We start from the raw sequence: 23,795 nt of genomic DNA, 5'->3' as shown, positions 1-23,795 counted from the left end.
AGGTCACAGTCTTCGTCGTGGCGCCGCCGCCCCCGCTTCCGGGGCCCGGTGGCGCCCGCGACCCCAACTCTCGGGAGACATCAGTGACTTCGCATCGTGCAGGGATGGTGCGTGCCCGGCGCGCCGCCGCGGCCGTGGTGGCGGCGGCGCTCGCAGGCGTGGCGGCGCCCGCGGCGCACGCCACCGACCGCCCGGCGGGACCCGGTCAGGACCAGGGGACACCGGCGTACTACGACAGCGGCCTCGCGCCCACGCCCTACATGGGCTGGAACACCTACTACGGCCTGGGCGCGCCCACCGAGGTCCAGGTCAAGAGCGTCGCCGACAAGCTGGTCAGCAGCGGGCTCAAGGACAGCGGCTACAGCATCGTCTGGCTGGACGGCGGTTGGCAGGCCGACACCCCGCGTGACGCAAAGGGGCGGCTCGCGGCGAACGAGGAGCGGTTCCCCTCCGGCATTCCCGCCCTGGTCAGCTATCTGCACAAGAGGGGCCTGAAGGCCGGGATCTACACCGACGCCGGCACCTACGACGGCGGCAAGAGCTGCGGACTCGGCAGCCGGGGCCACTACGCCGAGGACGCACGGCAGTTCGCGGACTGGAAGATCGACGCCGTGAAGGTCGACTTCCTCTGCGGGATCTCGGAGAAGCTCGACCCGGGGCCGGCCTACAAGGAGTTCAGCGACGCCGTCGCCAAGGCGGGCCGGCCGATGCTGCTCAACTTCTGCAACCCGCTCACCGACGACTGGGGTCTGCCGCACACCCCCGCCCAGGACGCGCACAACGCCTACACCTACGGTCCCACGACGGCCGACTCCTGGCGTACCGGCACCGACATCGCGTACGGCACGCCGACGGCGGGCGAATGGCCCAACGTCCTGCGCAACATGGACGCCAACGCCTGGCACCCGGAGGCCCAGAGCCCCGGGCATTACAACGACCCCGACTACCTCATCCCGATGCGGACGATGCCGGACGGCTCGTACGAACTCTCGCAGGAGGAGTCGACGACCCAGCTCGTGATGTGGGCGGAGATGGCCTCTCCGCTGATCATCGGCTCCGATCCGCGCACCCTGCCGCAGGCGATGATCGACACACTGACCAACCCGGAGATCGTCGCCGTCGACCAGGACCCGCTGGCCGTCCAGGGCGTACGGGTCGCCACCGACGCGACGGGTGACGTGTACAGCAAGGTCCTCCAGGGATCGGGCAAGCGCGCTGTCGTCCTGCTCAACCGGTCCGACACCGCGAGCGCCCGTACCGTGCGGTTCGCGGACGCCGGACTCACCGGCCGGGTGTCGGTACGTGACCTGCGGGCCAGGAAGAACGCGGGCGCGCACACCGGCTCGTACACCGTCACCGTGCCCGCGCACGGTACGGCCTTCCTCGGCCTGTCCGGTACCGACGACGCCCCCGGCGTCGCGCTCGGTACGCGCTCCACGGCGACCCCGGCGCTGGTGCGCGACGGTGACCGGCTGAGCGTGTACTCCCGTTCCTCCGACGGATCCCTGCGGCAGCAGACCGGTCGCAGCGGCCACTGGTCGTCCGACAGCACGGACCTCGGCGGCCCGACCCGCGGCCGGATCCTCGGCTCGCCCACCGCGTACAGCCCGGCCCCCGGCCGTACGGACGTCTTCGTGCGCGGCACGGACGACGCCGCGTACCGGCTCGTCGTCACCGGCGGACGTCCCGGCCGCTGGCAGAAGCTCGGCGGCACACTCGGCGACGCGCCGAGTGTCACCTTCGGGAACCAGAGCCAGGGCGAGGACCACTGGACGCTGTTCGCCCAAGGCGCCGACGGCAGTGTCATCTCCCGTACCGCACAAGGCGGTTGGACCTCGGTCGGAGCGCCGTCCGGTCTGACGGTGTACGGCGCGCCCTCGGCCGCCACCGACTCGGCCGGGCGTATCCATGTCGCCGTACGCACCAACGACGACGCGGTGTGGGAGCGGGTGCGGGACACGTCCGGCACCTGGTCCGACTGGACCTCGCTGGGCGGCACGGTGAGCGGCAGCCCGACGCTCGTCGCCTCGGGGGACACCGTCCACCTCTACGCCCGCGCCGGTGACTACACCCTCTGGCAGCGGGCGTTCTCGGCCGGCGACTGGAGCGGCTGGTCGCAGCAGGCGGGCTTCGCGAGCGCCGTCTTCGACGGTTCGCTCGGCGCGGCGGCGGGGGCGGACGGAAGTGTGCTGGCCGCGTTCCGCGGTGTCGCCGACCGGCTGCACCAAGCGGAAATAAATTAGTAATTAATCTTGACGCTGGCCCGATCCCGGGTCAGTCTGTATCCGCCGAACGAGAGCCCACCGTCAGGGGGTCGGGCTCCGTTCGGCGGGCGGATAGGGAGTTCTTCCATGATCAGCACACCAACCGGCCGTCGTGGCTTTCTCGCCGGGGCGGGCGCCGTCGGCGCCGCCGCACTGATGAGCGGCTGCGTCACCGCCAGCTCCTCCGGCGGCGGCAAGCAGTCCGGCGGCGGCCCGGTCACCCTGCAGTCCAACCTGTCCTCGCCGCTGGCCAAGTCCGCCATGCAGGACCTCGTCGCGGCGTTCAACAAGCGCGGGGGCACGAAGACCACCCTCAACACCGTCGCCTCGGAGACGTTCCGCACCCAGCTTCCGACGTACCTCACCTCGGCCAACCCGCCGGACCTGCTGACCTGGTACCCCGGCTCGGTGGCCGACTCGTACGCCAAGAAGGACCTGCTGCTCGACGTCAGCGACATCTGGACCAAGCCGGAGTTCGCCGGCTACAGCCAGGCGCAGCAGAAGCTCTGCACCTCGTCGGCGGGCAAGAAGGTCTTCGTGCCGGCCACGTACTACTGGTGGGGCGTCTTCTACCGGAAGTCGAACTTCGCCAAGTGGGGCGTCCAGGAGCCCACGACCTGGGACGAGTTCCTCGACCTGTGCGACAAGCTCAAGTCCAAGGGCGTCGCACCGATCGGGCTCGGCGCCGGCGGCAACACCGCCTGGGTGGCGTCCTCCTGGTTCGACTACCTCAACATCCGGATCAACGGCGCGCAGTACCACCGCGATCTGCTCGCCGGCAAGCACCGCTTCGACGACCCCGAGGTCCACAAGGTCTTCGACCGGTGGGGCGAGGCACTGCCCTACTTCGACAAGAACGGCACGGCGCTCGCCTTCCAGGACGCCACCACCGCGCTCCTCCAGGGCCGCACCGGCATGATGCTCATCGGTACGTTCTTCGCCGACTCGGCGCCCAAGGCCGAGCTGGACGACATCGACTTCTTCCGCTTCCCCGTCATCGACCCGAAGGTCCCGCTGGCCGAAGAGGGGCCCACCGACGGCTACTTCGCCAGTGCCCGCACCGGCCGCAAGGACGAGGTCAAGGAGCTGATGCGCTACCTGGCCACGGCCGAGGCGCAGGAGATCTACCTCAAGGGCTCGTCCGGCACCTCGCTGCCGACCAACCCCAAGGCCAAGGACACCGGCACCCCGCTGGTCAAGAAGGGCCGCGCGCTGATCGAAGGGGCCGCCGACGTCACGCAGTTCTTCAACCGCGACTCCAGCGACGCGCTCCAGCCGTCCGCCGACACCGCGCTCACCCGCTTCCTCGCCAAGCCCAAGGAGATCAACTCGATCCTCACCACCTGGCAGCGGGACGCGCAGAAGATCTGGGGCCAGTGAGATGGCGGTGCTCACTGCCGTACGAAAGCCGCGGCGGAAGCGGGGCGCCACCAGGGTCCCGCCCGTGGTGCTCGCCTTCGTGCTCGTCCCGCTGCTGGCCGAGGGCTTCTGGGTGTTCTGGCCGGCCATCCAGGGCTTCTATCTCTCGCTGACCAACTGGGACGGTGTCTCGACACCGCAGTTCGTCGGGCTCGGCAACTACCGGGAGATGTTCGGCGACAGTGTGTTCCGCACCGCCGTGCTCGACACGGTGCTGTGGCTGGTGCTGTTCGGCGGCCTCTCGGCGATCCTCGGACTCGGCGCTGCGCTGCTGCTCCAGCAGGAGCGCCGGGGGGTCGGCTTCTACCGGGCCGCGCTGTTCCTGCCCGTGGTGTTCTCGCTGACCGCCACGGCGCTGGTGTGGCAGGCGATGTACCAGCCGGACGGGCTGATCAACAAAACACTCGAAGCGGTCGGCCTCGGCAGCCTCACCCACGCCTGGCTCGCCGACCAGAACACCGCCCTGTACGCCGTGATCGTGCCCGCCCTGTGGCGGCAGATCGGGTATGTGATGGTGCTCTACCTGGCCGGCCTCAAGGGCATCGACCCGGTGCTCTACGAAGCGGCGAAGGTCGACGGAGCCTCCCGCCGGCAGCAGTTCCGGCACATCACCATCCCGCAGCTCAGCAGTGTCAACGCGGTGGTGCTGTCCGTCATCGTCATCGACTCGCTGCGCTCCTTCGACGTCGTCTGGGCGCTCACCCGAGGCGGCCCGTACCACTCGTCGGAACTGCTCAGCACCTACATGTACTCCACCGCGTTCCAGTCGCTGCGGCTGGGATACGGATCCGCCCTCGCCGTCGTGATCTTCGTGCTGGCCTTCGGGGTCATCGTGTCGTATCTCGTCCGCGCCTTCCGGGAGGCCGACTGATGGCCGTCACCCAAGCCTCCGCCACCGCGCCCGCGGGCCAGGAGCCGGACACCGCCGTGCGCGAGCGCCCGCCGGGCAACCGCCGCAGCCGGGGCCGCGCCTGGCGGACCGTCAGCTTTCATGTCAGCGCGAGCGCGCTGTCGCTGCTCTGGCTCGTGCCGATCGCGCTCGTGCTCGTCACCAGCACCCGCTCCTTCGACGACATCGCCGCCCACGGCCTCGGCAGCCTCCCGCACTCCTTCACCCTCAGCGGTTTCAGCCAGGCGTGGGTGGACGGCGGCCAGGGCCGCGCCCTGATCAACAGCCTGATCGTCACGATCCCCACCGTGCTGCTCTCGCTGGCGCTCGCCTCCACGGCCGCGTTCGCACTCAGCCGCTACGACCTGCCGCTGCGCCGCACCCTGCTGCTGCTGATGCTCGGCGGCAATCTGCTGCCGCCGCAGATCCTGCTCATCCCGGTCTCCAAGATCAGCGAGTCGCTGGGGCTCTACGACAGCCTCTACGCGCTGATCGGGGTGCAGGTCGGCTTCGGTGTCGGCTTCTACGTCTTCGTCCTGCACGGCTTCATGCGGTCCATACCGTCGGAGATCCAGCAGGCGGCGGTCATCGACGGTGCGGGGCCCTGGCAGATCTACCGGCGCATCATCATGCCGCTGACCACGCCCGCGCTCGCCGCGCTCAGCGCGCTGTCCTTCACCTGGATCTTCAACGACCTGCTCTGGGCCATCACCGTGCTGCGGACCGACACGAAGATGCCCATCACCGCGTCCCTGATCGGACTCCAGGGCCAGTACGTGTCGATGTGGAACGTCATCGCCGCCGGGTCAGTCATCGCCGCGGCGCCGACCGTGATCGTATTTCTCCGTTTCCAGCGCCACTTCGTCGCAGGACTCAATCTGGGAGCAGTCAAGTGACCGCGCGGGAAAGCTGGTTGTTGCGCACCGAGCACACCGTCTACGAGGTCGCCCTCGCGGACACCGGGCAGTGGGCCGAGCTGGTGGCCTGGGGCCCGCACGGCGTGGAGAGCGGCCCGTCGCCGCTCGACTGGTCGCGCCGTACGCACTTCATCACCCCCGCCGACCTGGCGCCCGCCGAGTACATCCCGTACGGGCTGCGGCCGTTCAACGGCGCCGACCTGGTCGCCCAGCGTCCCGGCGGGGAACGCGGCGTCTACTGGCGGTTCACCGAAGCGAGCGCCGACGCCGACCGTGCGCTGCGGCTCGTCTTCACCGACGACACACTCGGCCTGCGGGCCGCGCTCTGCTACGAGAGCGTCGCCGGCACCGACGTCCTCCTCCGCTGGACCGAGCTGACCTGCGTCGGGGACGACGAACTGCGGCTGGAACGCTTCGACTCGGCGGCCGTCAACATCCCGGCGGCCGACGGCGCCCGGCTCACCTACCTCAGCGGGCAGTGGTCGCGGGAGTTCCAGCGCACCCAGCTCGAACTGACCCGTGGCCGCTTCGAGATGGGCTCCACCCAGGCGGTCCCAGGACACGCGTACGCGCCGTGGCTCGCGGTACAGGACGCCGCCGCACCGGCCGAAGGCGCGACGCCCACCTACGGCATCGCGCTGGAGTGGTCGGGCAACTGGCACATCACCGCCGACGCCGAGCCCGGCGGCGCGCTCCGCGTCCGCGCCGGGCGGGTGCCGCACGAAGGGGCCGTCCGACTCGCCCCCGGCGCCACCCTCACCACCCCGCGCCTGGCCTGCGCTTTCAGCCCGGAGGGGCTCGAAGGGCTCGCCCGCGTCTGGCACCGCTACGAGCGCGGACTCACCGGCGAGCGGATGAACCGCCCCCGCAAGGTGCTCTACAACTCCTGGGAGGCCACCGGCTTCGGGGTGGAGGCGGCGAGCCAGCTCGAACTCGCCTCGCTCGCCGCCGACATGGGCGCCGAACTGTTCGTCGTCGACGACGGCTGGTTCCCCGGCCGTGCCGACGACACCGGCGGCCTCGGCGACTGGACCCCCGACCCGAAGGCGTTCCCCGAGGGATTCGACCACTTCATCGGCCAAGTGCGGGCCCTGGGCCTGGACTTCGGTCTCTGGGTCGAACCCGAGGCGATCAGCCCCGCGTCCGAGCTGTACGCGCGCCACCCCGAATGGGTCTACCGTGTCGAGGGCCGCCCCGCCACACTCGTCCGCAACCAGCTCCTCCTCGACCTCGGCCGCACCGACGTGCAGGACTTCGTCCTCGCCACCCTCGACCGGCTCCTCGGCGACCACCCGATCAGCTACCTCAAGTGGGACATGAACCGGCCGCCCACCGAGCGCGGCAGACCGGGCGGCGGCCCCGCCGAGCAGCAGGACCTCGACGCCGCCCATGTCGCCGGCTACCTGCGGGTCCTGGACCATCTGCGCGCCCACCACCCCGACGTCACCGTCGAAGGCTGCGCGGGTGGCGGCGCCCGGATCGAACACGCCACCATCGCCCGTACGGACGTCGTCTGGCCGAGCGACAACACCGCCCCGCTGGACCGGCTCTCGATCCAGTACGGCTACCTGCACGCGCACGCCCCGCACACCATGAGCTCGTGGGTCACCGACTCGCCCGGCGTCTTCGACCCGCGCCCGCGCACCCTCGGCTTCCGCTTCGTCAACGCGATGGCGGGCGTGCTCGGCATCGGCGCCGACATCCGCACCTGGACGCCCGAGCAACGCACCGAGGCCGCCGGGTGGGTGGCCCGCTACAAGGACATCAGGGACGTCATCCACCACGGCGAGATCCGGCTGCTCAACACACCGGCCGACGCCACCTGCGGTGTGCAGTACGACGAGCCCGGCGGCGCCCGCGTCGTCGTCACCGCGTGGAACACCGGCCGCCTCGACGGCGCGCCGCTCGTTCCGGGACGCGCGGCGCGGCTGCGGCTGCGCGGCCTCGACCCGCGGGCGCGGTACGCCGACACGGCGACCGGCACCGTCCTCAGCGGCGCCCATCTGCTGCACTCCGGGCTGCCGTTCGACTGGAGCGCGCACCACGACGCGGAACTGGTGGTCCTGACCAGGCAGTGACCCTGCGCTGTCCGTACCGCATCCCCGCAGTCACTAAAGTCGCCCAGGACGCCACGAAGCGTCCGCCAACACCGAGGAGTGGACCCGCCTCATGAACTCTGCCGCCCGCTTCACCGACCGCGTCGCCGTGGTCACCGGAGCCGCCTCGGGCATCGGCGCCGCGGCGGCGCGGCGCCTCGCGGCCGAAGGCGCAGCCGTCGTCCTCGCCGACCTCGCGGCCGAGCGCGGCGAGAGCACCGCCGCACGCATACGCGACGACGGCGGACGCGCCGTCTTCGTCCGGGCGGACGTCGCCGAACAGGACGGCTGGGACCGGATCGTGGCCGCCGCACACACGTACGGACCCGTCGGTGTGCTGGTCAGCAACGCCTACACCGTGGACGTCACCCCCGCCCACGAGATGTCCCTCGCCTCCTGGGAGCGGCAGCTCGCCGTCAACCTCACCGGCGGCTTCCTCGGCTTCAAAGCGTGCCTGCCCGATCTGCGCGAGAACGCGGGAGCCGTCGTCCTCGTCTCGTCCGTCCACGCCCACAAGGGCATCCCAGGCCACCCCGCGTACGCGGCGACCAAGGGCGCCCTGCTCTCCCTCTGCTCCCAACTCGCCGTCGAGTACGGGCCCGACGTGCGGGTCAACGCCGTACTGCCGGGCCCGATCCTCACCGCGGCCTGGGACCGGGTCGGGGAGGCCGACCGGGAGCGCAGCGTCGCCGAGACCGCGGCGCGCCGGTTCGGGACACCCGAGGAGGCGGCAGCCGCCATCACCTTCCTCGCCGCCGCCGAAGCCTCCTACATCACCGGAACGAGCCTGGTCGTCGACGGCGGCTGGAGCGTGCTCAAGGCATCCGCCTGACCGCCCGCCGTACCCCCTACCGACCAGCAGAAAGGCAGAACGACATGACGCCATACGCGCGCCGCGGAGTGCACGGCCAGACCGTGGAGACTCTCGCGCGCCGGGTGCTCAGCGGTGCGATCCCCGAGGGAGCGACACTCGATCTCCCGGCACTGCAGAGCGAGTTGGACGTCAGTCTGACCGCCCTGCGGGAATCGCTGAAGGTGCTGGCGGCCAAGGGCATGGTCGACGCGCGGCAGAAGCGCGGCACCTTCGTCAGGGCGCGCGCCGACTGGAACCTGCTCGACGCCGACGTGCTGCGCTGGCAGTTCGCCGAAGGCACCAGCTCCGGCGCCGACCTCGGACTGCTGCGCCACCTCGGCGAAGTGCGCGGCATCATCGAGCCGGCCGCCGTCAGGCTCGCCGCCGAACGCCGCACCGACGACGACCTCCAGGCACTGGAAGCGGCACTGACCGCCATGGCGACCGTCGAAGGAACCGGCGGTCCCGGGCACGCCGTCGAGGCCGACCTCGCCTTCCACCGTGCGCTGCTCGCCGCGACCCACAACGAACTCCTGGAGCGGATGGAGATGGTCATCGAGTCGGGCCTCGCCCACCGCGACGAGATCGTGCACAGCTCACCGCACGGCGAGGATCCCGTACCGAGCCACCGGGCCGTGCTCGACGCGGTACGCGCGCAGGACCAGGACGCCGCCGAACGCGCCATGCGCGCCCTGCTCGACCAGGCGGTACGCGACCTCGACAAGGTCCACGGCACCCCCCGTACGAAAGGCACCGAGCCGAAGTGAAGATCGTTCGCGTCGAGACGTTCCTGGTGGCGCCCCGCTGGCTGTTCTGCCGGATCGAGACCGACGACGGGGTGGTCGGCTGGGGCGAGCCGGTGGTCGAGGGCCGGGCCGAAGTGGTGCGCGCCGCCGTCGACGTACTCGCCGAACACCTCGTGGGCCAGGACCCGTTGCGGATCCAGGACCACTGGCAGGTGATGACCAAGGGCGGCTTCTACCGGGGCGGCCCTGTGCTCTCCAGCGCCGTCGCCGGCCTCGACCAGGCGCTGTGGGACATCGCGGGCAAGACGTACGGCGCGCCGGTGCACGCGCTGCTCGGCGGGCCGGTCAGGGATTCCGTACGGGTCTACGCCTGGGTCGGCGGCGACGAACCCGGCCAGCTCACCGAGGACGTCAACGAGCAGGTGGAGGCGGGCTTCACCGCCGTCAAGATGAACGCGGCGGGCCGTACGTCACCGCTGTCCACACCGGCCGAGACGGCGGCCGTGGTCGCGCGGGTGGCGGCCGTCAGGGAGGCGCTGGGCCCTGAGCGGGACGTGGCGGTGGACTTCCACGGCCGGTTCAGCCCGGCCGGCGCGCGCCGGGTGCTGCACGAAATCGCCCCGCTGCAACCGCTGTTCGCGGAGGAACCGCTGCTGCCCGAGCACGGCCATCTGCTGGCGGGGCTGGTGGCGGCGGTGAACGTGCCGATCGCGACCGGTGAACGGCTCTACGGGCGCTCCGAGTTCCTGCCCGCCCTGACCGCCGGGATAGCGGTGGCCCAGCCGGACCTCTCGCACGCCGGCGGGATATCCGAGGTGCACCGGATCGCGTCGCTGGCCGAGACGTACGGGGCGCTGCTGGCCCCGCACTGCCCGCTCGGCCCGATCGCCCTCGCGGCCAGTCTGCAAATCGCCTTCTGCACACCCAACTTCCTCATCCAGGAGCAGAGCCGCGGCATCCACTACAACAAGGAGGCCGATCTGCTGTCGTACCTCGTGGACACCGAGCCCTTCCGGTTCGTGGCGGGGCAGGCGCAGCGCACCGAGCTGCCGGGGCTCGGCATCACCGTGGACGAGGCGGCGGTCCGGGCCGCCGACCGGTCAGGACACGCCTGGCGCAACCCGGTCTGGCGGCACGAGGACGGATCGTTCGCCGAATGGTGAGCGACGCGGTCCATGCAGGGGCAAGCGACACGGTGACCGGACCGCGCGTCGTCACGGACCCGGAGCACGGCGGGCGTTGGACCTCCCTGCGTGCCGACGGCGGCCGGGAGTGGCTGTGGCACCGGGACGAGCCGCGCCGGGGCGGCGTACGTCCGGGTGACGCCTTCGCCGACGCCGGCGGCCTTGAGGAGTGTGTTCCGACGGTACGCGGCACCCCGGACCACGGCGCGGCCTGGAGCAGGCCCTGGACCCGCGTCGGCGCGGGCGAAGAGGCCGTGCACTGCCCGGATTTCCGGCTCGTCCGCCGTATCCGTACGCACCCGGGGCGCACGGTCGTCGACTACCGGCTGACCGCCGAGCCGGGCTACCGCTTCCTCTGGGCCGCCCACGCGCTGCTGGCTGTCTCCGAGGCTGCCACGGCCGAACTGCGCCACGGGGCCGGGCTCTTGCTGTACCCGGACGGCGGCTCGGACACCGTACGCGGGCAGTGGCCGCAGGCTGGCGGCGTACGGCTGGACCGGCTGGGACCCGACGACGGTACGGCGCTGGGAGCCGTGGTCGACACACCGGAGGCGGCCGTCCATGACGGGCCCGACACACTGACACTGGCCCTGGAGGCCCCGGGACAGCCCGTCTCGACCGCCCTCTGGCGCAACCTCGGCGGCTTCCCCGACGACGCGCCGTACCGGTCCGTCGGTGTGGAGCCCATGCTCGGCCGCGTCTTCGACCTGGCGGCGGCGGGGGAGGAGGACGCGGCCCGCGTCCCGGCGGCCGGCGAGGTGCGCTGGCGCCTGACCGTGACGACGGCCGTAACACCGACAACGACACACCGCAGGTGAAAGGAACCACCCCATGGATCTGCTCGGCGCGTTGCACGCGCACCGTCTGGTCGCCATCGTGCGCGGCGACGACCCGGACGCCGCGCTGAAGACCGTACTGACCCTGGTCGAGGAGGGCGTCACGCTGGTCGAGGTCTCGCTGAGCGGCCGGGACGCGCTCGCGGTCATCGAACGGGCCAGGGCCGCACTCGGACCCGACGCGCCCCTCGGCGCGGGTACGGTGCTGAGCGCCGACGACGCACGCGCCGCGCACGAGGCGGGCGCCGATTTCGTGGTGACGCCCGCCGTCGGCGACGGAGTCGCGGCGGCCAGGGAACTCGGACTGCCCGTGCTCGCCGGGGTGATGACGCCCACGGACATCCTGTCGGCGGTGCGGCTCGGCGCCGAGGCGCTCAAGATATTTCCGGCGGCGCAGGCGGGCGGCCCCGGCTATCTGCGCGCGCTGCGCGGCCCGTTCCCCGCGCTGCCGTTCGTACCGGTCGGGGGAGTGGACGCGACGGCCGCCGCCGCGTATCTGGCGGCCGGCGCGACGGCGGTGGGCGTCGGGTCCCCACTGATCGGCGACGCGGCGGACGGCGGAGACCTGGACGCGCTGCGCGCGCGTACGAGGACGTTCCTCGATGTCGTACGCACCGGCGCACCGGACGCCGAAGGCCCGGCATGAGCGCCACCGTGCCGGACCTGGGCAGCGGCCCTGTCGTCTGCGTCGGCGAGACGATGGCGGCCCTCGCGCCCGACCCGGTCACCCCGCTCGACGACGCCGACCTGCTGCGGATCGACATCGCGGGCGCCGAGTCGAATGTGGCGATGTATCTCGCCGACCACGGGGTGCCCGCCCGCTGGGTGTCGGCGCTGGGCGCGGATCCGTTCGGGCGCCGGATACGGGAGCGCGTCGCCGCGTCCGGCGTCGACGTCTCCGGCGTACGCACCGATCCGGAACGGCCCACCGGGCTGCTGATCAAGGACCCGGGGCGGGACGCCACCCGCGTCCACTACTACCGGCGTGGTTCGGCGGCGTCCGCGCTCGGGCCCGAACTCCTGGGCGAAGGCGTGCTGTTGAACGCCGGACTCGTCCATCTCACGGGCATCACCCCCGCGCTGTCGGCCAGTTGCCACGCACTGGTGGAGGCGGTCCTCGCCCCCGACCGGCCGTACCCGGTCAGCTTCGACGTCAACCACCGCCCCGCACTGTGGTCCGGCACCCCGGCAGGGACGGCCGCCACAACGCTCCGGGCCCTGGCCGACCGCGCGGATATCGTCTTCGTCGGTCTTGACGAGGCCCAGGCGCTGTGGGGCGCCCACCTCGAAGGCCCTGACGCGGTACGCGCGTTGCTGCCAGGACCGGGGACCCTGGTCGTCAAGGACGGCTCGCGCTCCGCCACCGCCTTCGTCGGCCCGGCGGCGTACACGGTGCCGGCGCTCACCACGGCGGTGGCCGAACCGGTGGGTGCGGGTGACGCGTTCGCGGCCGGCTTCCTGGCGGGCACGCGCCAGGGCGGCGACCCGGTCGCCGCCCTGCGGCTCGGCCATCTCACAGCGGTGTCGGCGCTCCGGGTGACCGCCGACCACGGCCCGCTGCTGCCGGCGGCGCGTACGGCCGAACTCCTCGCCGCCACCGGCGAGGAGTGGGCCACCACGACCCTCGGCCTGGACCGTTAGGACGTGAGCGCGACGACCGCCTCGCTGGTGTGCACGAGGAACGTCAGCGTCTCCTGGAAGTACAACCGCACACTCGTCGCGTCATGGCTGAGATAGCCGATGGACACGTCCTGCCCCAGGCGCAGTTCGAAGTCCCCGCCCCTGGCCGACAGCAGGAAGGCGCCGTCGATGGCCGGGGCCCAGATGATGTCGCCGTCGAGAAGGCGCGCGATGTGCTCGTGGATGGGATAGCCGTGGTCCGAGGTCTCGTTCACCGCGGTGTACGCGTCGGCGCTCAGCGCCAGGGTGTACGGGCCCTCGACACCGGCCAGCCGCAGCGCGGTGATGGCACGGCTGACGGCGTTGGGGTATTCGCGCACATCGGCGGGGAGCGGCACCGCCGGGTTGGACGAGCCGGCGCGGATGCCTTCGATACCCGCCTCCGGATACCCCTCGAAGACGGCCCGGTCCTCGGCGAAGGCCAGCCGCCGCGCTGCGTCCTTCACCGGCTGCCAGTCGGCGTCCTGGGCGCCCCGCTCCACGTCGTCCACCTGCTGCCGGTCCACGGTGAACGGCACCCGCAGCTCCACGACGGGCTGCGAGTGGCGGGTGTGCGCCAGGACGCCGGCGGCGGGCGACGCCACCGGGTCGAGATGCCCGGTCGCCACCGCGGCCAGCTCGGGACCCCCGGGCTCGGGCACGTCGACGATCCGGCGGGCCGCCACATTGCGCTTGAACGTACGCTGCGCCTCGGCCTCCAGATCGGCCCAGGCGGCCGCGGAGACGGGGGCGAGATCGCGGTGCAGATTGTTCACCTGGCGGTGCTCCTGTTCAGATCGCCGATCCCCAGGCTGCCGTCCGCGGGCGTCACCGCGGGGCTGTCAGCGGGCCGGGGTACGGAAGTGGTGGCCGAGGCCGAGTCGGGAAGGCCGTCGAGGAAGTCCACGGACGGCGCGAAGAAGAGAGTGCCGGTCACGGCGGTGGAGAAGTCCAGGATGCGGTCGTGGCTCGCGTTCGGCGCGCCGAGGAACATGTTGCGCAGCATCTGTTCCGTGACGTCGGGCGTGCGCGAGTAGCCGATGAAGTACGTACCGAACTCGCCGCGCCCCGGGCTGCCGAAGGGCATGTTGTCCCGCAGGATCTGCTGCTCCTCGCCGTCGGGACCCACGATGGTCGTCAGCGCGACGTGCGAGGCGTCCTCGTCCAGCTCGACGTTGTTGAGCTTCCTGCGGCCGATGATCTTCTCCTGCGCCTCGACGGGCAGGCTGTTCCAGGCGTCCAGGTCGTGCAGATACTTCTGCACGATGACATAGCTGCCACCCGTGTGCGCGGGGTCCTCGTCGCCGACCAGGACGGCCGTACGGGCCGCGCCGCCGACCGGATTCTCGGTGCCGTCGACGAAACCCATCAGGTCACGTGTGTCCAGGTACTTGAACCCCTGGACCTCGTCCCGCACGGTCACCGCGCCCCGCAGCCGGTCCATGATCTCGGTCGCCAGCGCGAAGCACAGGTCCGGGCGGCCGGCCCGGATGTGGAAGAGCAGGTCGCCCGGGGTGGCGACCGCGCGGTGCCGGGCACCGACCAGCTCCTTGAAGGGGTGCAGCCCGACAGGCCTGGGCAGCTCGAAGAGCCGGTCCCACAGGCCGGCGCCGATCCCGGCGACACAGCTCAGCGCGCCGTCGGGCGCCCCGAATCCGAAGGCGCGTTCGAGGCCGGACAGATCGGCCAGCAGGTCCCGTACCGTCTCCTCGCCCCCGGCGTCGACCGTGACCACCAGGAAGATCGCACCGGTGGTCAGCGGGCTGAGCACCGACTGCGGCTCGGGCCCCGGAAAAGATTCGACCGTCAACCGGCTCTCCAGTCTCGTGCGTACCGGCAGTCTCGTGCGTACCGGCAGTCTCGTACGTACCGGCGCCGGATGATCTCCGGCCCGTAGCCAGCCTACGACGTCGGCCGAACGCCGCCACGGAGAGATCCGGCGCGCTCAGATCTGGCTGTTGTCCCGGCGCTGCGGTCCCCGCGGGCCGAAGTCGATGTCGGCCGACGCGTGACCGCCCCTGATCAGATTCGGCGGGGCGTCCGTGGGATCCATCATCGACTCGATGAAGACCAGATGGTCGTGGGGCGAGTCGAGGACCTTGCTCAGCTCCTCGACGGTCTTGACCACGAACGACTCGGCGGTGGTGTCCGGCCGGAACACCTTCGGCAGTTCCGCGTACGACCAGTCCGCCACGTCGTTGTAGTGGGCGGTCTTGCCCAGAATGGTCCGCTCGATCGTGTAGCCGTGGTTGTTGACCAGGAAGATGTACGGCTTCAGGTCGTGCCGGAGGATCGTCGACAGTTCCTGGGCCGTGAGCTGGAACGAGCCGTCGCCGATGAAGAGGAGGTGCCGGCGCTCCGGCGCCGCGACGAGCGTGCCGAGCAGCGATCCCAGGCTGTACCCGATGGATCCCCAGACGGCCTGGGTGATGAAGGTGCAGTCGGGGGGCAGGGTGAGCGCGCCGGCGCCGGCACTCGACGTGCCGTCCTCGGCGATCAGTACGTCGCCCGGCCTGACGAAGCCCTGGACGGCGTCCCAGTACGCGGCCTGCGTCAGCTTCCCGGCAGTCGGCGGACGGATCCCGGTGGTGGCGGCCTGCCGTTTCGCCTTCCCGCCGACGGCGGGTACCTCCTCGATCACCCTGCGGAGTACGTCCTTGAGCGTGACGCCTTGGTAGTTCTCGGTGCCGATGTCCACGGAATAGGGGCGCGCGTGGATCGTGCCGGGCGGGAGGGAATCGGTGAAGAAGCCCGACGTGCTGTCGGTCCTCCGCACCCCTATCGCCAGCAGGCAGTCACTCTGCTCGACGGCCTCACGCACCGCCGGATCGCTGCCCGCGCCCGCGTAAGTGCCGCAGAAGCAGGGCGAGTTCTCGTTGATCACTGCCTTGGCCGTGTTCATCGCAGCGATGGGCATCTGGAGCTTCTCGGCGAGTCGCAGGATGTCGTCCGCCAGGCCGAACCGGTCGGCGTCGAGATCGAGGAGCGCCGCCGGCGCCTTCGCGTGCGAAAGGCGCTCGGCCATGGCTATGGCGCACGCCGTCAGGCGCTCCTCGTCGCTCGGCGGTGCCACGTACCTGAACGGTTCCTGCGGCGCGTCGACGGTGAGGTAGGCGATGTCGGAGGGCAGCTCCAGGTAGACGGGGAGTTTCTCCCGCAGGGCGGTCTGGATGAGCCGGTCGATCTCGGCTGCGGCGTTCTGCGGTGTGAGCCGGGCCTGGGCGGTGGTGACTTGGCTGAAGGCCCGGTAGAACCGGTCGTGGCTCTGGTCGGCGAAGGTGTGGTGCATCATGTGCTGCCGCTCGATCGACTTGTTCGGCAGCGAGCCGCAGACGCAGATCACAGGGACGTGTTCGCTGTAGGCACCGGCTATCCCGTTCATCGCGCTCAGCGCGCCCACCCCGTTGGTGACGACAAGCGCACCGAGGCCGGTCAACCGCGCGTATCCGTCGGCTGCGTACGACGCGTTGAGTTCGTTGCAGGCACCGATCCAGGTGGGCGATCCGGCGTCTTCCAGTTGCTGCATGAATTCCAGGTTGAAATCTCCCGGAACGCCGAAGATCTGCCCAACTCCGGCCTCGGAAAGCCGTTTCAGGAGAAATTCACCGATGGTCGTGGTGCTGCGGTCGGTGATCGTAGTCATGGGTCAGGACTCCCGTCTGACACTGGTCCGTCCGGCCCCCTGTCCAGCGTAGGACGTTCCTGTACGAGTGGCATCGCCTCAGCCCGGTACGCGGCGTAGCGTGGCACTCCTCGCCGCTGCCGCGGACACTCCACGCGGCGCGGGTGAGCGCGACGCGGGTGAGCGCGGTCCACGGACGGTCACTCGAACGCTCCGGTGGGTGTGAGACCGCCCGAGGTGCGGGGCATATAGGACGAACCGATCTCCGGAAGGGTTCCGCCATGTCCGCACCGTCGCCGCACCGGGTCTCGTTGACGCGCAGCACGGCCTGAGTCACGCCTGTGCCCTCCCTGTCCGCGCTCTCCGGGAGAGGGCGCCTGGCCACCGTGTCGGCCCTCATGTCGTACGCGGCGGGCGCCGGTGACGCCTTCGCCTTCGCGCAGCTCGGCGGGGTGTTCACGGCGAACATGACCGGCAGCCTCGTCCTGGCCGGGCTCACCGCCCAGCCGGCGTACGGGGACCTCGTGTCCGGTGCGGCCACCGCACTGGCCGCGTTTCTGCTCGCGGTGTACGCGGCCTCCCGGGCCACACCGGTACGGCCCGACGGGCAGTGGCGCGCGATCCGCCGGGTGCTGTGGGCGGTGGTGCTGCTCAATGCCGGTCTGCTCGCGGCGATCGCCGCCGACTCGGGCTCCGGCTCCGGTTCAGGACCCGGCCCCGGATCGGCGCTCCGGCTGGGGCTGCTCGCGGTGTCGGCGGCCGCCATGGGGGCGCAGACAGCGGCCGCCAAGCGGTACGAGCGCTCGTCCGGAGTGACCACGACGTTCGTCACCGGCACCCTGACCAGCCTCGCGCAGGACGCCGCCGACGGCAGCGGCAGGCACGCGCCCATCCGCGTCGTCGTGGTCGTCATGCTCGTCCTGGGCTCGCTGACGGCCTCCGGCGCCATGACCCTCGACCTGCGCCTCGGCCCCGCGGTGGCGGCAGTCGCGACAGCGGTCGCGGCCCTGGCCTTCCCTTCGGACCACGCCGTGGGCGCCCCACCGGACTCACCGGACGGAGACCAGCTCCCGTGACGCACGGGCCCGTACGGTCCCGGTCATGACCGGACTGGCCGTGCCGATCACAGCGGTCGTGCCACTCGATGTCGCCCTGCTCGCCGACCAGTTGAGCCGCTGAGAGTCCCTTGCGCATTGCTGGGCATGCGGGCCGCCCGAGCGCGGTATAGCGTCGATTTCCCCGCCGCTGTGGGTATGGCGCTCGGCGTTACGGCGTACCGGCGAGGCAGGTCGAGCGGATGTGCGCAGCCGCCGCACCACCCGAAGGAGGACACCGACATGACGTCCGTGCTCATCACCGGCGCCTCCAGAGGCATCGGCCGCGCCACCGCGATCGAACTCGCCGCCCGCGGCCACCGGGTCGTCGCCACCGCCCGCAGGACCGACGACCTCGACGACCTCCCTGTCGACCAGCGGCTACGGCTCGACGTCACCGACCAGAACAGTGTGGACGAGGCCGTCCGCGCCGCCGGAGAGGTCGACGTACTCGTCAGCAACGCCGGCGCGACGGTCCGCGCACCTCTGGAGAACGTCCCCGTGTCCGAGGTCGAAGCCCTCTTCCAGCTCAACACCTTCGGCCCGCTGCGGGTGGTGCAGGGCCTGCTGCCCGCGATGCGCGCACGCGGCGCGGGGCGGCTGCTCTTCGTCTCCAGCATCCAGGGCCGGCTGGTCGTGCCGATCATCGGCCCGTACGCCGCCACCAAGTGGGCCCTGGAGGCGTTCGCCGAGACACTGGCGGTCGAGGCGGGCCACTTCGGCGTCAAGGTGACCATCCTCCAGCCGGGCACGGTCTCCTCCGGCGGGGCCGAGCGCGCCAAGTCCTTCTTCAAGGAGAACGACCCGTACACGCCCCTGTTCGAACAATTCGGCCCATTGCGCGGCACGTCCATCTTCGAGGCGATCACCCCGGAGGCCGTGGCCACAGCGGTGGCAGACACGATCGAACACCCGGACCCCCCGCTGCGCGTCGCGGTGGGCGAGCCGGCGGAAACAGCTCTGAAGGCCCGCAAAACAGCCCCGGAGGACGCGCCGTTCGTACCGGTCGCACTGGACTGGTAGAGCGACGAGTGGGCCCCGGCGCGTCGCGGACGCGCCGGGGTGGTGACGGAACCCCCCCCGCACCGGATCCGACCCGGCCGCCCCGGGACCCCTCCCGGAGCGGAAGCCGAGCTACTTGGACTCGACCCGGCCGAGCGCTTCGGGCCCCGTGGTCAGCGCGGCGCGTGCGGCCTGCCAGGCGGGGTCTCCGGGGTACAGCTCGCTGCGGAGATACGCCCAGGTGAGACGGGCGACCGCAGCCACCCGCGCCGGGTTCTCGTCCGTGGTCTCGGCGACGTCGTAACCCGAGACACCGCCGAAGCCGTGTTCCGCTTCGAACACGGTGAGCAGGGACTTGGGGCCCGGGGCGAGGACGTACGGGTCGGCATGCCAGTCCGGGCCGTTGACCGTCAGGTGCGTCGAGGTGTCCTTGTCGCCGGCGACCACCAGGGTCGGCGTCGTCATCCGGGAGAAGTCCGTGGTCAGGAAGACGGGGTAGTGCGTCGCCGCGAACTCGCTGAGGGCGTCGCCGCCCCTGCCGGGCGCGCCGAGCAGGACCCCCGCCTTGATCCGTGGGTCGGCCATGTCCACCTCCGCGCCGTCGTCCGGATCGGTGAGCCGCGCGCCCAGCAGCAGGCTCGCGGTGTGGCCGCCCATGGAGTGCCCCGCCACGGCGACCCTGCTCCGGTCCAGGCGGCCGGCGAGCTGCGGTACGGCGGCCTCGACCGCGTCGAGCTGGTCGAGCACGCGCCGCATGTCCTCCGCGCGCGAGCGCCAGAACAGCGGCGCCCCTGGGGTGCCGGGATCCAGGCTCAGGGTCCTGGAACTCAGATGGGTGGGCTGGACGACGACGAAGCCGTGCGCCGCCCAGAAGGTGGCGAGAGGGGCGTAGCCGTTCAGCGAGGAGAGGTTGTTCGACATGCCCTGGCCGTGCGACAGCAGGATCACCGGCAGGTCGCCGCCGGTCACGGGTGCGGAGACCCGTAGCTCCAGATCCACGGCCCGGCCGGGAGCCGGCAGCACCACGGGGCTGACCGACAGGACGGGCGTGGCGGAAGGTCCACTCATGAGGGGGATCCATTCAGCGGTCAGTGGCGGCAGCTTCGGACGCCACTGGAATCGGAACATCGTTCCGTTTAATTTACGGAACCGTGTTCCGTTTTGTCAACGGCGGCACGGGAGGCGGCGGCGCCTGCCCGTTCGGCTCAGCCGCGTTGCGGGCACTCCGCACGCATGGTGACTTGGTCGTAGCTTTAAGTCACATTGCTGGCCTTTTACCGCATGGCTCACGCCGCGAAGGGCGAGGCCGTACAGGTCCGTGTGGGGCTTCGAGCATCCACCGCTCCCAGCCGCACCCCCGCCCGGTCCACGCGAGGCGCGGCGACCACACCGGAAATGGATGGCCCATGCAGTCCTCCCGCCCGTCACGCCGCAGAATTCCGGGACGCCCGGCAGAACGCGCGCTCGCCTCCCTCGGCACCCTCGCGCTGGTGGCCGCCGCCGCTGTTACCGGCCTCGCGCCGGGTACGAGCGCCGCCTCCAGCCACCGCGAGGCCCCGCTGACGGCAGGTGACCCGAAGGCCGACAACACGGACGTCTACGCGTTCACCAGCCCGGACAAGCCGGACACGGTCACCCTGGTGGCGAACTGGATCCCGTTCGAGGAGCCCAACGGCGGCCCGAACTTCTACCCGTTCGCCGACGACGCGCACTACAACATCAAGATCGACGCGAACGGCGACGGCAAGCCGGACACCACGTACACCTGGTCGTTCACCAGCCACGTCAGGGACGACGCCAACCAGTTCCTCTACAACACCGGCGTGGTGAAGTCCCTGGACGACGACACACTGAACTTCCGCCAGACGTACTCCCTGACGGCCACCGACGGCAGTGGCAACACCAAGACACTGCTCAAGGACGCCCCGGCAGCGCCGTCGAACGTCGGCAAGGCGTCGATGCCGGACTACGCGGCGCTGCGCGAGCAGGCCACTGTGTCCCTGCCGAACGGCGGTCAGACGTACGCGGGGCAGGCGTCCGACCCGTTCTTCCTGGATCTGCGGATCTTCGACCTGCTCTACGGGGGCAACCTCAAGGAGACCGGCCACAACACACTCGCCGGGTACAACGTCAACACCATCGCCATCCAGGTGCCCAAGAAGGACCTGGCACTGAACGGCGACGTCACCCGCAACCCCGTGGTCGGCGTGTGGTCCACCACCGACCGGCAGGGCGCGGTCGTCACCGGCAAGGGCAGCGAGAACGCGGAGCCGGCGGCTGACGGCAAGGGCGGTCCGGCTACGCCAGACAAGGGCGGCGAAGGCGGCTGGCGCCAGGTCTCGCGCCTCGGCAACCCGCTGGTCAACGAGGTGGTCGTGCCCCTCAAGTACAAGGACGCCTTCAACGCGCTGCCGCCGGTCGACGACCACACGGTCACCCCGGTCGTGAACGCGGTCAAGGACCCGATCGTGCCCAAGCTCATCCAGAACATCTACAAGGTCCCGGCGCCCGCCACACCCCGCAACGACCTGGTCGAGATCTTCCTGACCGGCATCTGCAAGGCGTGCGGCCCGGTCAAGGCGGACCTCAACTCGCAGTTGCTCAACGCGGACGTCGACAAGAAGGCGTTCCTGCCCGCCGAGGAACTGCGGCTCAACATGTCCGTGCCGGTCTCGGCCAACCCGAACCGGCTCGGTGTCATCGGCGGCGACCTGGGCGGCTTCCCCAACGGCCGCAGGCTCAACGACGACGTCGTCGACATCGAACTCCAGGCGCTCGAAGGCGCCGCGCAGACCGGCAAGATCGTGCCCGCGCTGGCCGCCGGAGACGCGGTCGACACCCCGTACCGCCAGCCCGGCGACACGTTCCCGTACGTGGCGCTGCCCAACACCGCAGCGGTCAACCAGGCCGACTCCCTGCACCCGGACGGCGGTGTCGGCGCCGGCTTCGGCGGCAGCGCCTTCGGCGGGGACTTCCCCGTCGCCTCCGCGGCCGCCATCGGCGGCGGCGCGCTCCTGGCCTGCGCCGGAGTCCTCGCTCTGCGCCGCCGGCGCGCAGGGCAGGCGTGAACGGCCCCGCCACTGACGGTCGCCCGCCCTCCGCACCGGAGGGCGGGCGACCGTCGCGCCACCGGAGGACAGCCGCTCTCGCCGCTCTCGCCGCAGGCGTCGGGCTGGCGGTCACCGGCACCGTCGCCCTCGTCACCGACGAGACCCCGGCGCCCGCGCAGGTCGACATAGGCGCGCTCCCGCTGCCGCAGGGCGCCGACGGCCGCACCGCCACGCAGCACCCGCGCGCCGCGCCGCCGATGCGCATACGAATACCGGCGATCGGCCTCGACCACGCGCTCATCGGCCTGCGGGTGCAGCAGGACGGCCACCTCGGCGTACCGGCGCGTCCCGACCAGATCGGCTGGTGGAGCGACGGCCCGCGGCCCGGCGATCCGGGCGCCGCCGTCATCGTCGGCCACGTCGACTCGGCCACCGGACCCGCCGCCTTCTACGGCCTGTCCACACTCCACCCGGGCGACACGATCAGTGTCGAACGCGGTGACCACACCAAGGCCGCCTTCACCGTCCGGGCCCTGCGCCAGTACGAGAAGGACGCCTTCCCCGACGACCAGGTGTACGTCACGGCAGGGCCTCCCGTGCTGCGGCTGATCACCTGCGGCGGCAGCTACGACCGTGAGCGCGGCGGCTACCGGGACAACGTCGTCGTCTACGCGACGCTCAAGGCCCCGGCGCCGAAGCACTCGTAGTCCGCCACTCCGCCCGTCCGCCCGTCCGCCCGTCCAACCACCCTCACCGGAGCGGGAATTGACGCACCACCTCCGCCGGCGCGCAGCGCGCCGGCGCCCCCTGTTGTCCGCCGCCCTGACCACGGCGCTCGGTGTGGGACTCTTCGCCGCCGGGGGCATCGGCCTGGCGCCCTGGCACAGCGACCAGCGGGCCCCCGCAGGTCCGCCCCGCACCCGGGCGGGCGGACCCGCGACCGGAGCCGACTCGCTGACGGCCGGCATCACCGCGCTCCAGATCCACCTGCGGCAGAACCCGAAGGACGCCGTCGCGCTGGGCACGCTCGGCCTCGACTACGTCCAGCAGGCGAAGACCACCGCCGACCCGACGTACTACCCCAAGGCCGAAGCCGCCCTCAAGCGCTCGCTGGCGCTCGACCCGGTGGACAACTTCACCGCGATGGGCGGCATGGGCGCGCTGGAGGCGGGCCGCCACCGCTTCACCCAGGCGCTCGGCTGGGCCCGGCGCGCCGTCGCCGTCAATCCGTACAACGCGTCGCTGTACGGCACGCTCGCCGACGCCTACACCCAGCTCGGCCGCTACGCCGAAGCGGCCGGCGCCGTACAGAAGATGGTCGACCTCAAACCCGGCACCCCGTCCTTGTCCCGCGCCTCCTACGTCGCCGAGTTGCGCGGCGACACGCGGACCGCCCGTACCGACATGCGGCGCGTGCTCCAGGACGCGGCCGGCCCCGCCGACCAGGCGTTCGCCCACTACTACCTCGGCGAACTCGCCTTCAACAACGGCGATCCCGCCACCGCGCTCACGGAGGCCGAGGCGGGGCTGCGGGTTGCTCCCTCCTACACCCCGCTGCTCCAGGCGAAGGCCAGGGCCGAGGCCGCGCTCGGGAAGATGACGGCGGCGGTCGCCGACCTCAGCCGCGCGGTGCAGCGCGTACCGCTTCCCGAATACGTGCTCCAGCTCGGCGAGTTGCACCAGTCGCTGGGCCATCGACGGGAAGCGGCCCAGCAGTTCCAGGTCTTCCGCGCCGAACAGCGACTCTTCACCGACAACGGTGTCGCCCTCGACGCGGACGCCGCGCTCTTCGAAGCCGACCACGGGGACCACGAACGCGCTCTGACCATCGCCCGACAGGGCCTCAAGAGCCGCCCGTTCCTGGACTCCCACGACGCCCTGGCCTGGGCGCTGCATGTCAACGGCCAGGACGACGAGGCGCTCGCCGAGTCCGACCGGGCGCTCGCCCTCGGCACCCGCAACGCCCTGTTCCACTACCACCGCGCGATGATCCAGCGGTCCCTCGGCGACACGGCCGCCGCACGGGACGGACTGAAGCGGGCCCTCGCCGTCAACCCGCACTTCAGCCCGCTCCACGCACCGAAGGCACGCGCGGCCCTGGCCGCCCTGCCATCCGACCGGGGGTGACCTCGGGGTATTCGCGTGTCGTGCGCCGGGTTCTCTC

General features: G+C 71.4%; 20 protein-coding genes. 16 read left to right on the top strand and 4 right to left on the bottom strand.

From position 1 onward, the window contains the following. Nucleotides 1-83 precede the first annotated feature (83 nt). The 11 genes from ACZ63I_RS28015 (at nucleotide 84) to ACZ63I_RS27965 (ending at nucleotide 12,845) form a co-directional block, all read left to right on the top strand. Nucleotides 84-2,243, top strand: coding sequence for a DUF8189 domain-containing protein (locus ACZ63I_RS28015; protein WP_469341912.1), 2,160 nt, complete (start codon nucleotides 84-86; stop codon nucleotides 2,241-2,243). Nucleotides 2,244-2,351: 108 nt separating this feature from the next. Then, a complete protein-coding gene (locus tag ACZ63I_RS28010) occupies nucleotides 2,352-3,644 on the top strand; it encodes an ABC transporter substrate-binding protein (RefSeq protein WP_469341911.1) in 1,293 nt (430 codons plus the stop codon). Nucleotide 3,645: 1 nt separating this feature from the next. Next, nucleotides 3,646-4,554: a carbohydrate ABC transporter permease gene (locus ACZ63I_RS28005; protein ID WP_469341910.1), complete on the top strand. Its 909-nt coding sequence runs from the start codon at nucleotides 3,646-3,648 to the stop codon at nucleotides 4,552-4,554. Continuing rightward, entirely contained in the window at nucleotides 4,554-5,468 is a 915-nt protein-coding gene (locus tag ACZ63I_RS28000) for a carbohydrate ABC transporter permease (protein ID WP_469341908.1), read from the top strand. Before ACZ63I_RS28005 ends, ACZ63I_RS28000 begins: the two co-directional genes overlap by 1 nt. Next, complete coding sequence (locus tag ACZ63I_RS27995; RefSeq protein WP_469341907.1) at nucleotides 5,465-7,567, top strand: alpha-galactosidase; 2,103 nt, start codon at nucleotides 5,465-5,467, stop codon at nucleotides 7,565-7,567. The genes ACZ63I_RS28000 and ACZ63I_RS27995 overlap by 4 nt, the downstream gene beginning before the upstream one ends. A gap of 91 nt (nucleotides 7,568-7,658) precedes the next feature. Further along, nucleotides 7,659-8,417, top strand: a complete 759-nt coding sequence (locus tag ACZ63I_RS27990; RefSeq protein ID WP_469341906.1) for an SDR family NAD(P)-dependent oxidoreductase — start codon at nucleotides 7,659-7,661, stop codon at nucleotides 8,415-8,417. A gap of 44 nt (nucleotides 8,418-8,461) precedes the next feature. After that, nucleotides 8,462-9,205, top strand: coding sequence for a FadR/GntR family transcriptional regulator (locus tag ACZ63I_RS27985; RefSeq protein WP_469341904.1), 744 nt, complete (start codon nucleotides 8,462-8,464; stop codon nucleotides 9,203-9,205). Next, on the top strand, nucleotides 9,202-10,347 hold the full coding sequence (gene dgoD / locus ACZ63I_RS27980; RefSeq protein WP_469341903.1) for a galactonate dehydratase: 1,146 nt from the start codon (nucleotides 9,202-9,204) through the stop codon (nucleotides 10,345-10,347). Before ACZ63I_RS27985 ends, dgoD begins: the two co-directional genes overlap by 4 nt. After that, entirely contained in the window at nucleotides 10,341-11,186 is an 846-nt protein-coding gene (locus ACZ63I_RS27975) for an aldose epimerase family protein (RefSeq protein WP_469341902.1), read from the top strand. The genes dgoD and ACZ63I_RS27975 overlap by 7 nt, the downstream gene beginning before the upstream one ends. Before the next feature lie 13 nt (nucleotides 11,187-11,199). Beyond that, nucleotides 11,200-11,850 (top strand): bifunctional 4-hydroxy-2-oxoglutarate aldolase/2-dehydro-3-deoxy-phosphogluconate aldolase, encoded by a 651-nt coding sequence (locus ACZ63I_RS27970; RefSeq protein WP_469341901.1) that lies wholly within the window; start codon nucleotides 11,200-11,202, stop codon nucleotides 11,848-11,850. Beyond that, nucleotides 11,847-12,845: a sugar kinase gene (locus tag ACZ63I_RS27965; RefSeq protein ID WP_469341900.1), complete on the top strand. Its 999-nt coding sequence runs from the start codon at nucleotides 11,847-11,849 to the stop codon at nucleotides 12,843-12,845. Before ACZ63I_RS27970 ends, ACZ63I_RS27965 begins: the two co-directional genes overlap by 4 nt. On the opposite strand, the gene ACZ63I_RS27960 is transcribed toward ACZ63I_RS27965, so the two are convergent. The 3 genes from ACZ63I_RS27960 to ACZ63I_RS27950 form a co-directional block, all read right to left on the bottom strand. After that, nucleotides 12,842-13,639 (bottom strand): family 1 encapsulin nanocompartment shell protein, encoded by a 798-nt coding sequence (locus ACZ63I_RS27960; protein ID WP_469341898.1) that lies wholly within the window; start codon nucleotides 13,637-13,639, stop codon nucleotides 12,842-12,844. The two genes, ACZ63I_RS27965 and ACZ63I_RS27960, sit on opposite strands and share 4 nt — an antisense overlap. Next, nucleotides 13,636-14,673: a Dyp-type peroxidase gene (locus tag ACZ63I_RS27955; protein WP_469341897.1), complete on the bottom strand. Its 1,038-nt coding sequence runs from the start codon at nucleotides 14,671-14,673 to the stop codon at nucleotides 13,636-13,638. Before ACZ63I_RS27955 ends, ACZ63I_RS27960 begins: the two co-directional genes overlap by 4 nt. A gap of 135 nt (nucleotides 14,674-14,808) precedes the next feature. Further along, nucleotides 14,809-16,506, bottom strand: coding sequence for an alpha-keto acid decarboxylase family protein (locus ACZ63I_RS27950; RefSeq protein WP_469341896.1), 1,698 nt, complete (start codon nucleotides 16,504-16,506; stop codon nucleotides 14,809-14,811). Nucleotides 16,507-16,871: 365 nt separating this feature from the next. On the opposite strand from ACZ63I_RS27950, the gene ACZ63I_RS27945 reads away from it, so the two are divergent. Together ACZ63I_RS27945 and ACZ63I_RS27940 are read left to right on the top strand one after the other, a co-directional pair. Continuing rightward, entirely contained in the window at nucleotides 16,872-17,561 is a 690-nt protein-coding gene (locus tag ACZ63I_RS27945) for a DUF1275 family protein (protein WP_469341895.1), read from the top strand. Between the two features lie 261 nt (nucleotides 17,562-17,822). After that, a complete protein-coding gene (locus ACZ63I_RS27940; RefSeq protein WP_469341893.1) occupies nucleotides 17,823-18,602 on the top strand; it encodes an SDR family oxidoreductase in 780 nt (259 codons plus the stop codon). Between the two features lie 111 nt (nucleotides 18,603-18,713). Here ACZ63I_RS27940 and ACZ63I_RS27935 read toward each other — a convergent pair whose 3' ends face one another. Then, the gene (locus ACZ63I_RS27935; protein WP_469341891.1) at nucleotides 18,714-19,649 is read right to left on the bottom strand and encodes an alpha/beta hydrolase family protein; all 936 of its coding nucleotides are present in this window, start codon (nucleotides 19,647-19,649) and stop codon (nucleotides 18,714-18,716) included. Nucleotides 19,650-19,987: 338 nt separating this feature from the next. On the opposite strand from ACZ63I_RS27935, the gene ACZ63I_RS27930 reads away from it, so the two are divergent. The 3 genes from ACZ63I_RS27930 to ACZ63I_RS27920 all read left to right on the top strand — a co-directional run bounded on the left by ACZ63I_RS27930 (nucleotide 19,988) and on the right by ACZ63I_RS27920 (nucleotide 23,758). Continuing rightward, nucleotides 19,988-21,649, top strand: coding sequence for a DUF4331 domain-containing protein (locus ACZ63I_RS27930; protein ID WP_469341889.1), 1,662 nt, complete (start codon nucleotides 19,988-19,990; stop codon nucleotides 21,647-21,649). Further along, the gene (locus tag ACZ63I_RS27925) at nucleotides 21,646-22,338 is read left to right on the top strand and encodes a class F sortase (RefSeq protein ID WP_469341887.1); all 693 of its coding nucleotides are present in this window, start codon (nucleotides 21,646-21,648) and stop codon (nucleotides 22,336-22,338) included. The genes ACZ63I_RS27930 and ACZ63I_RS27925 overlap by 4 nt, the downstream gene beginning before the upstream one ends. Nucleotides 22,339-22,441: 103 nt before the next feature. Continuing rightward, nucleotides 22,442-23,758 (top strand): tetratricopeptide repeat protein, encoded by a 1,317-nt coding sequence (locus ACZ63I_RS27920; protein ID WP_469341886.1) that lies wholly within the window; start codon nucleotides 22,442-22,444, stop codon nucleotides 23,756-23,758. Nucleotides 23,759-23,795 lie beyond the last annotated feature (37 nt).

Source organism: Streptomyces sp. NPDC087906 (genome assembly GCF_055584925.1).
This window is presented reverse-complemented; position numbering and strand designations above follow the sequence as displayed.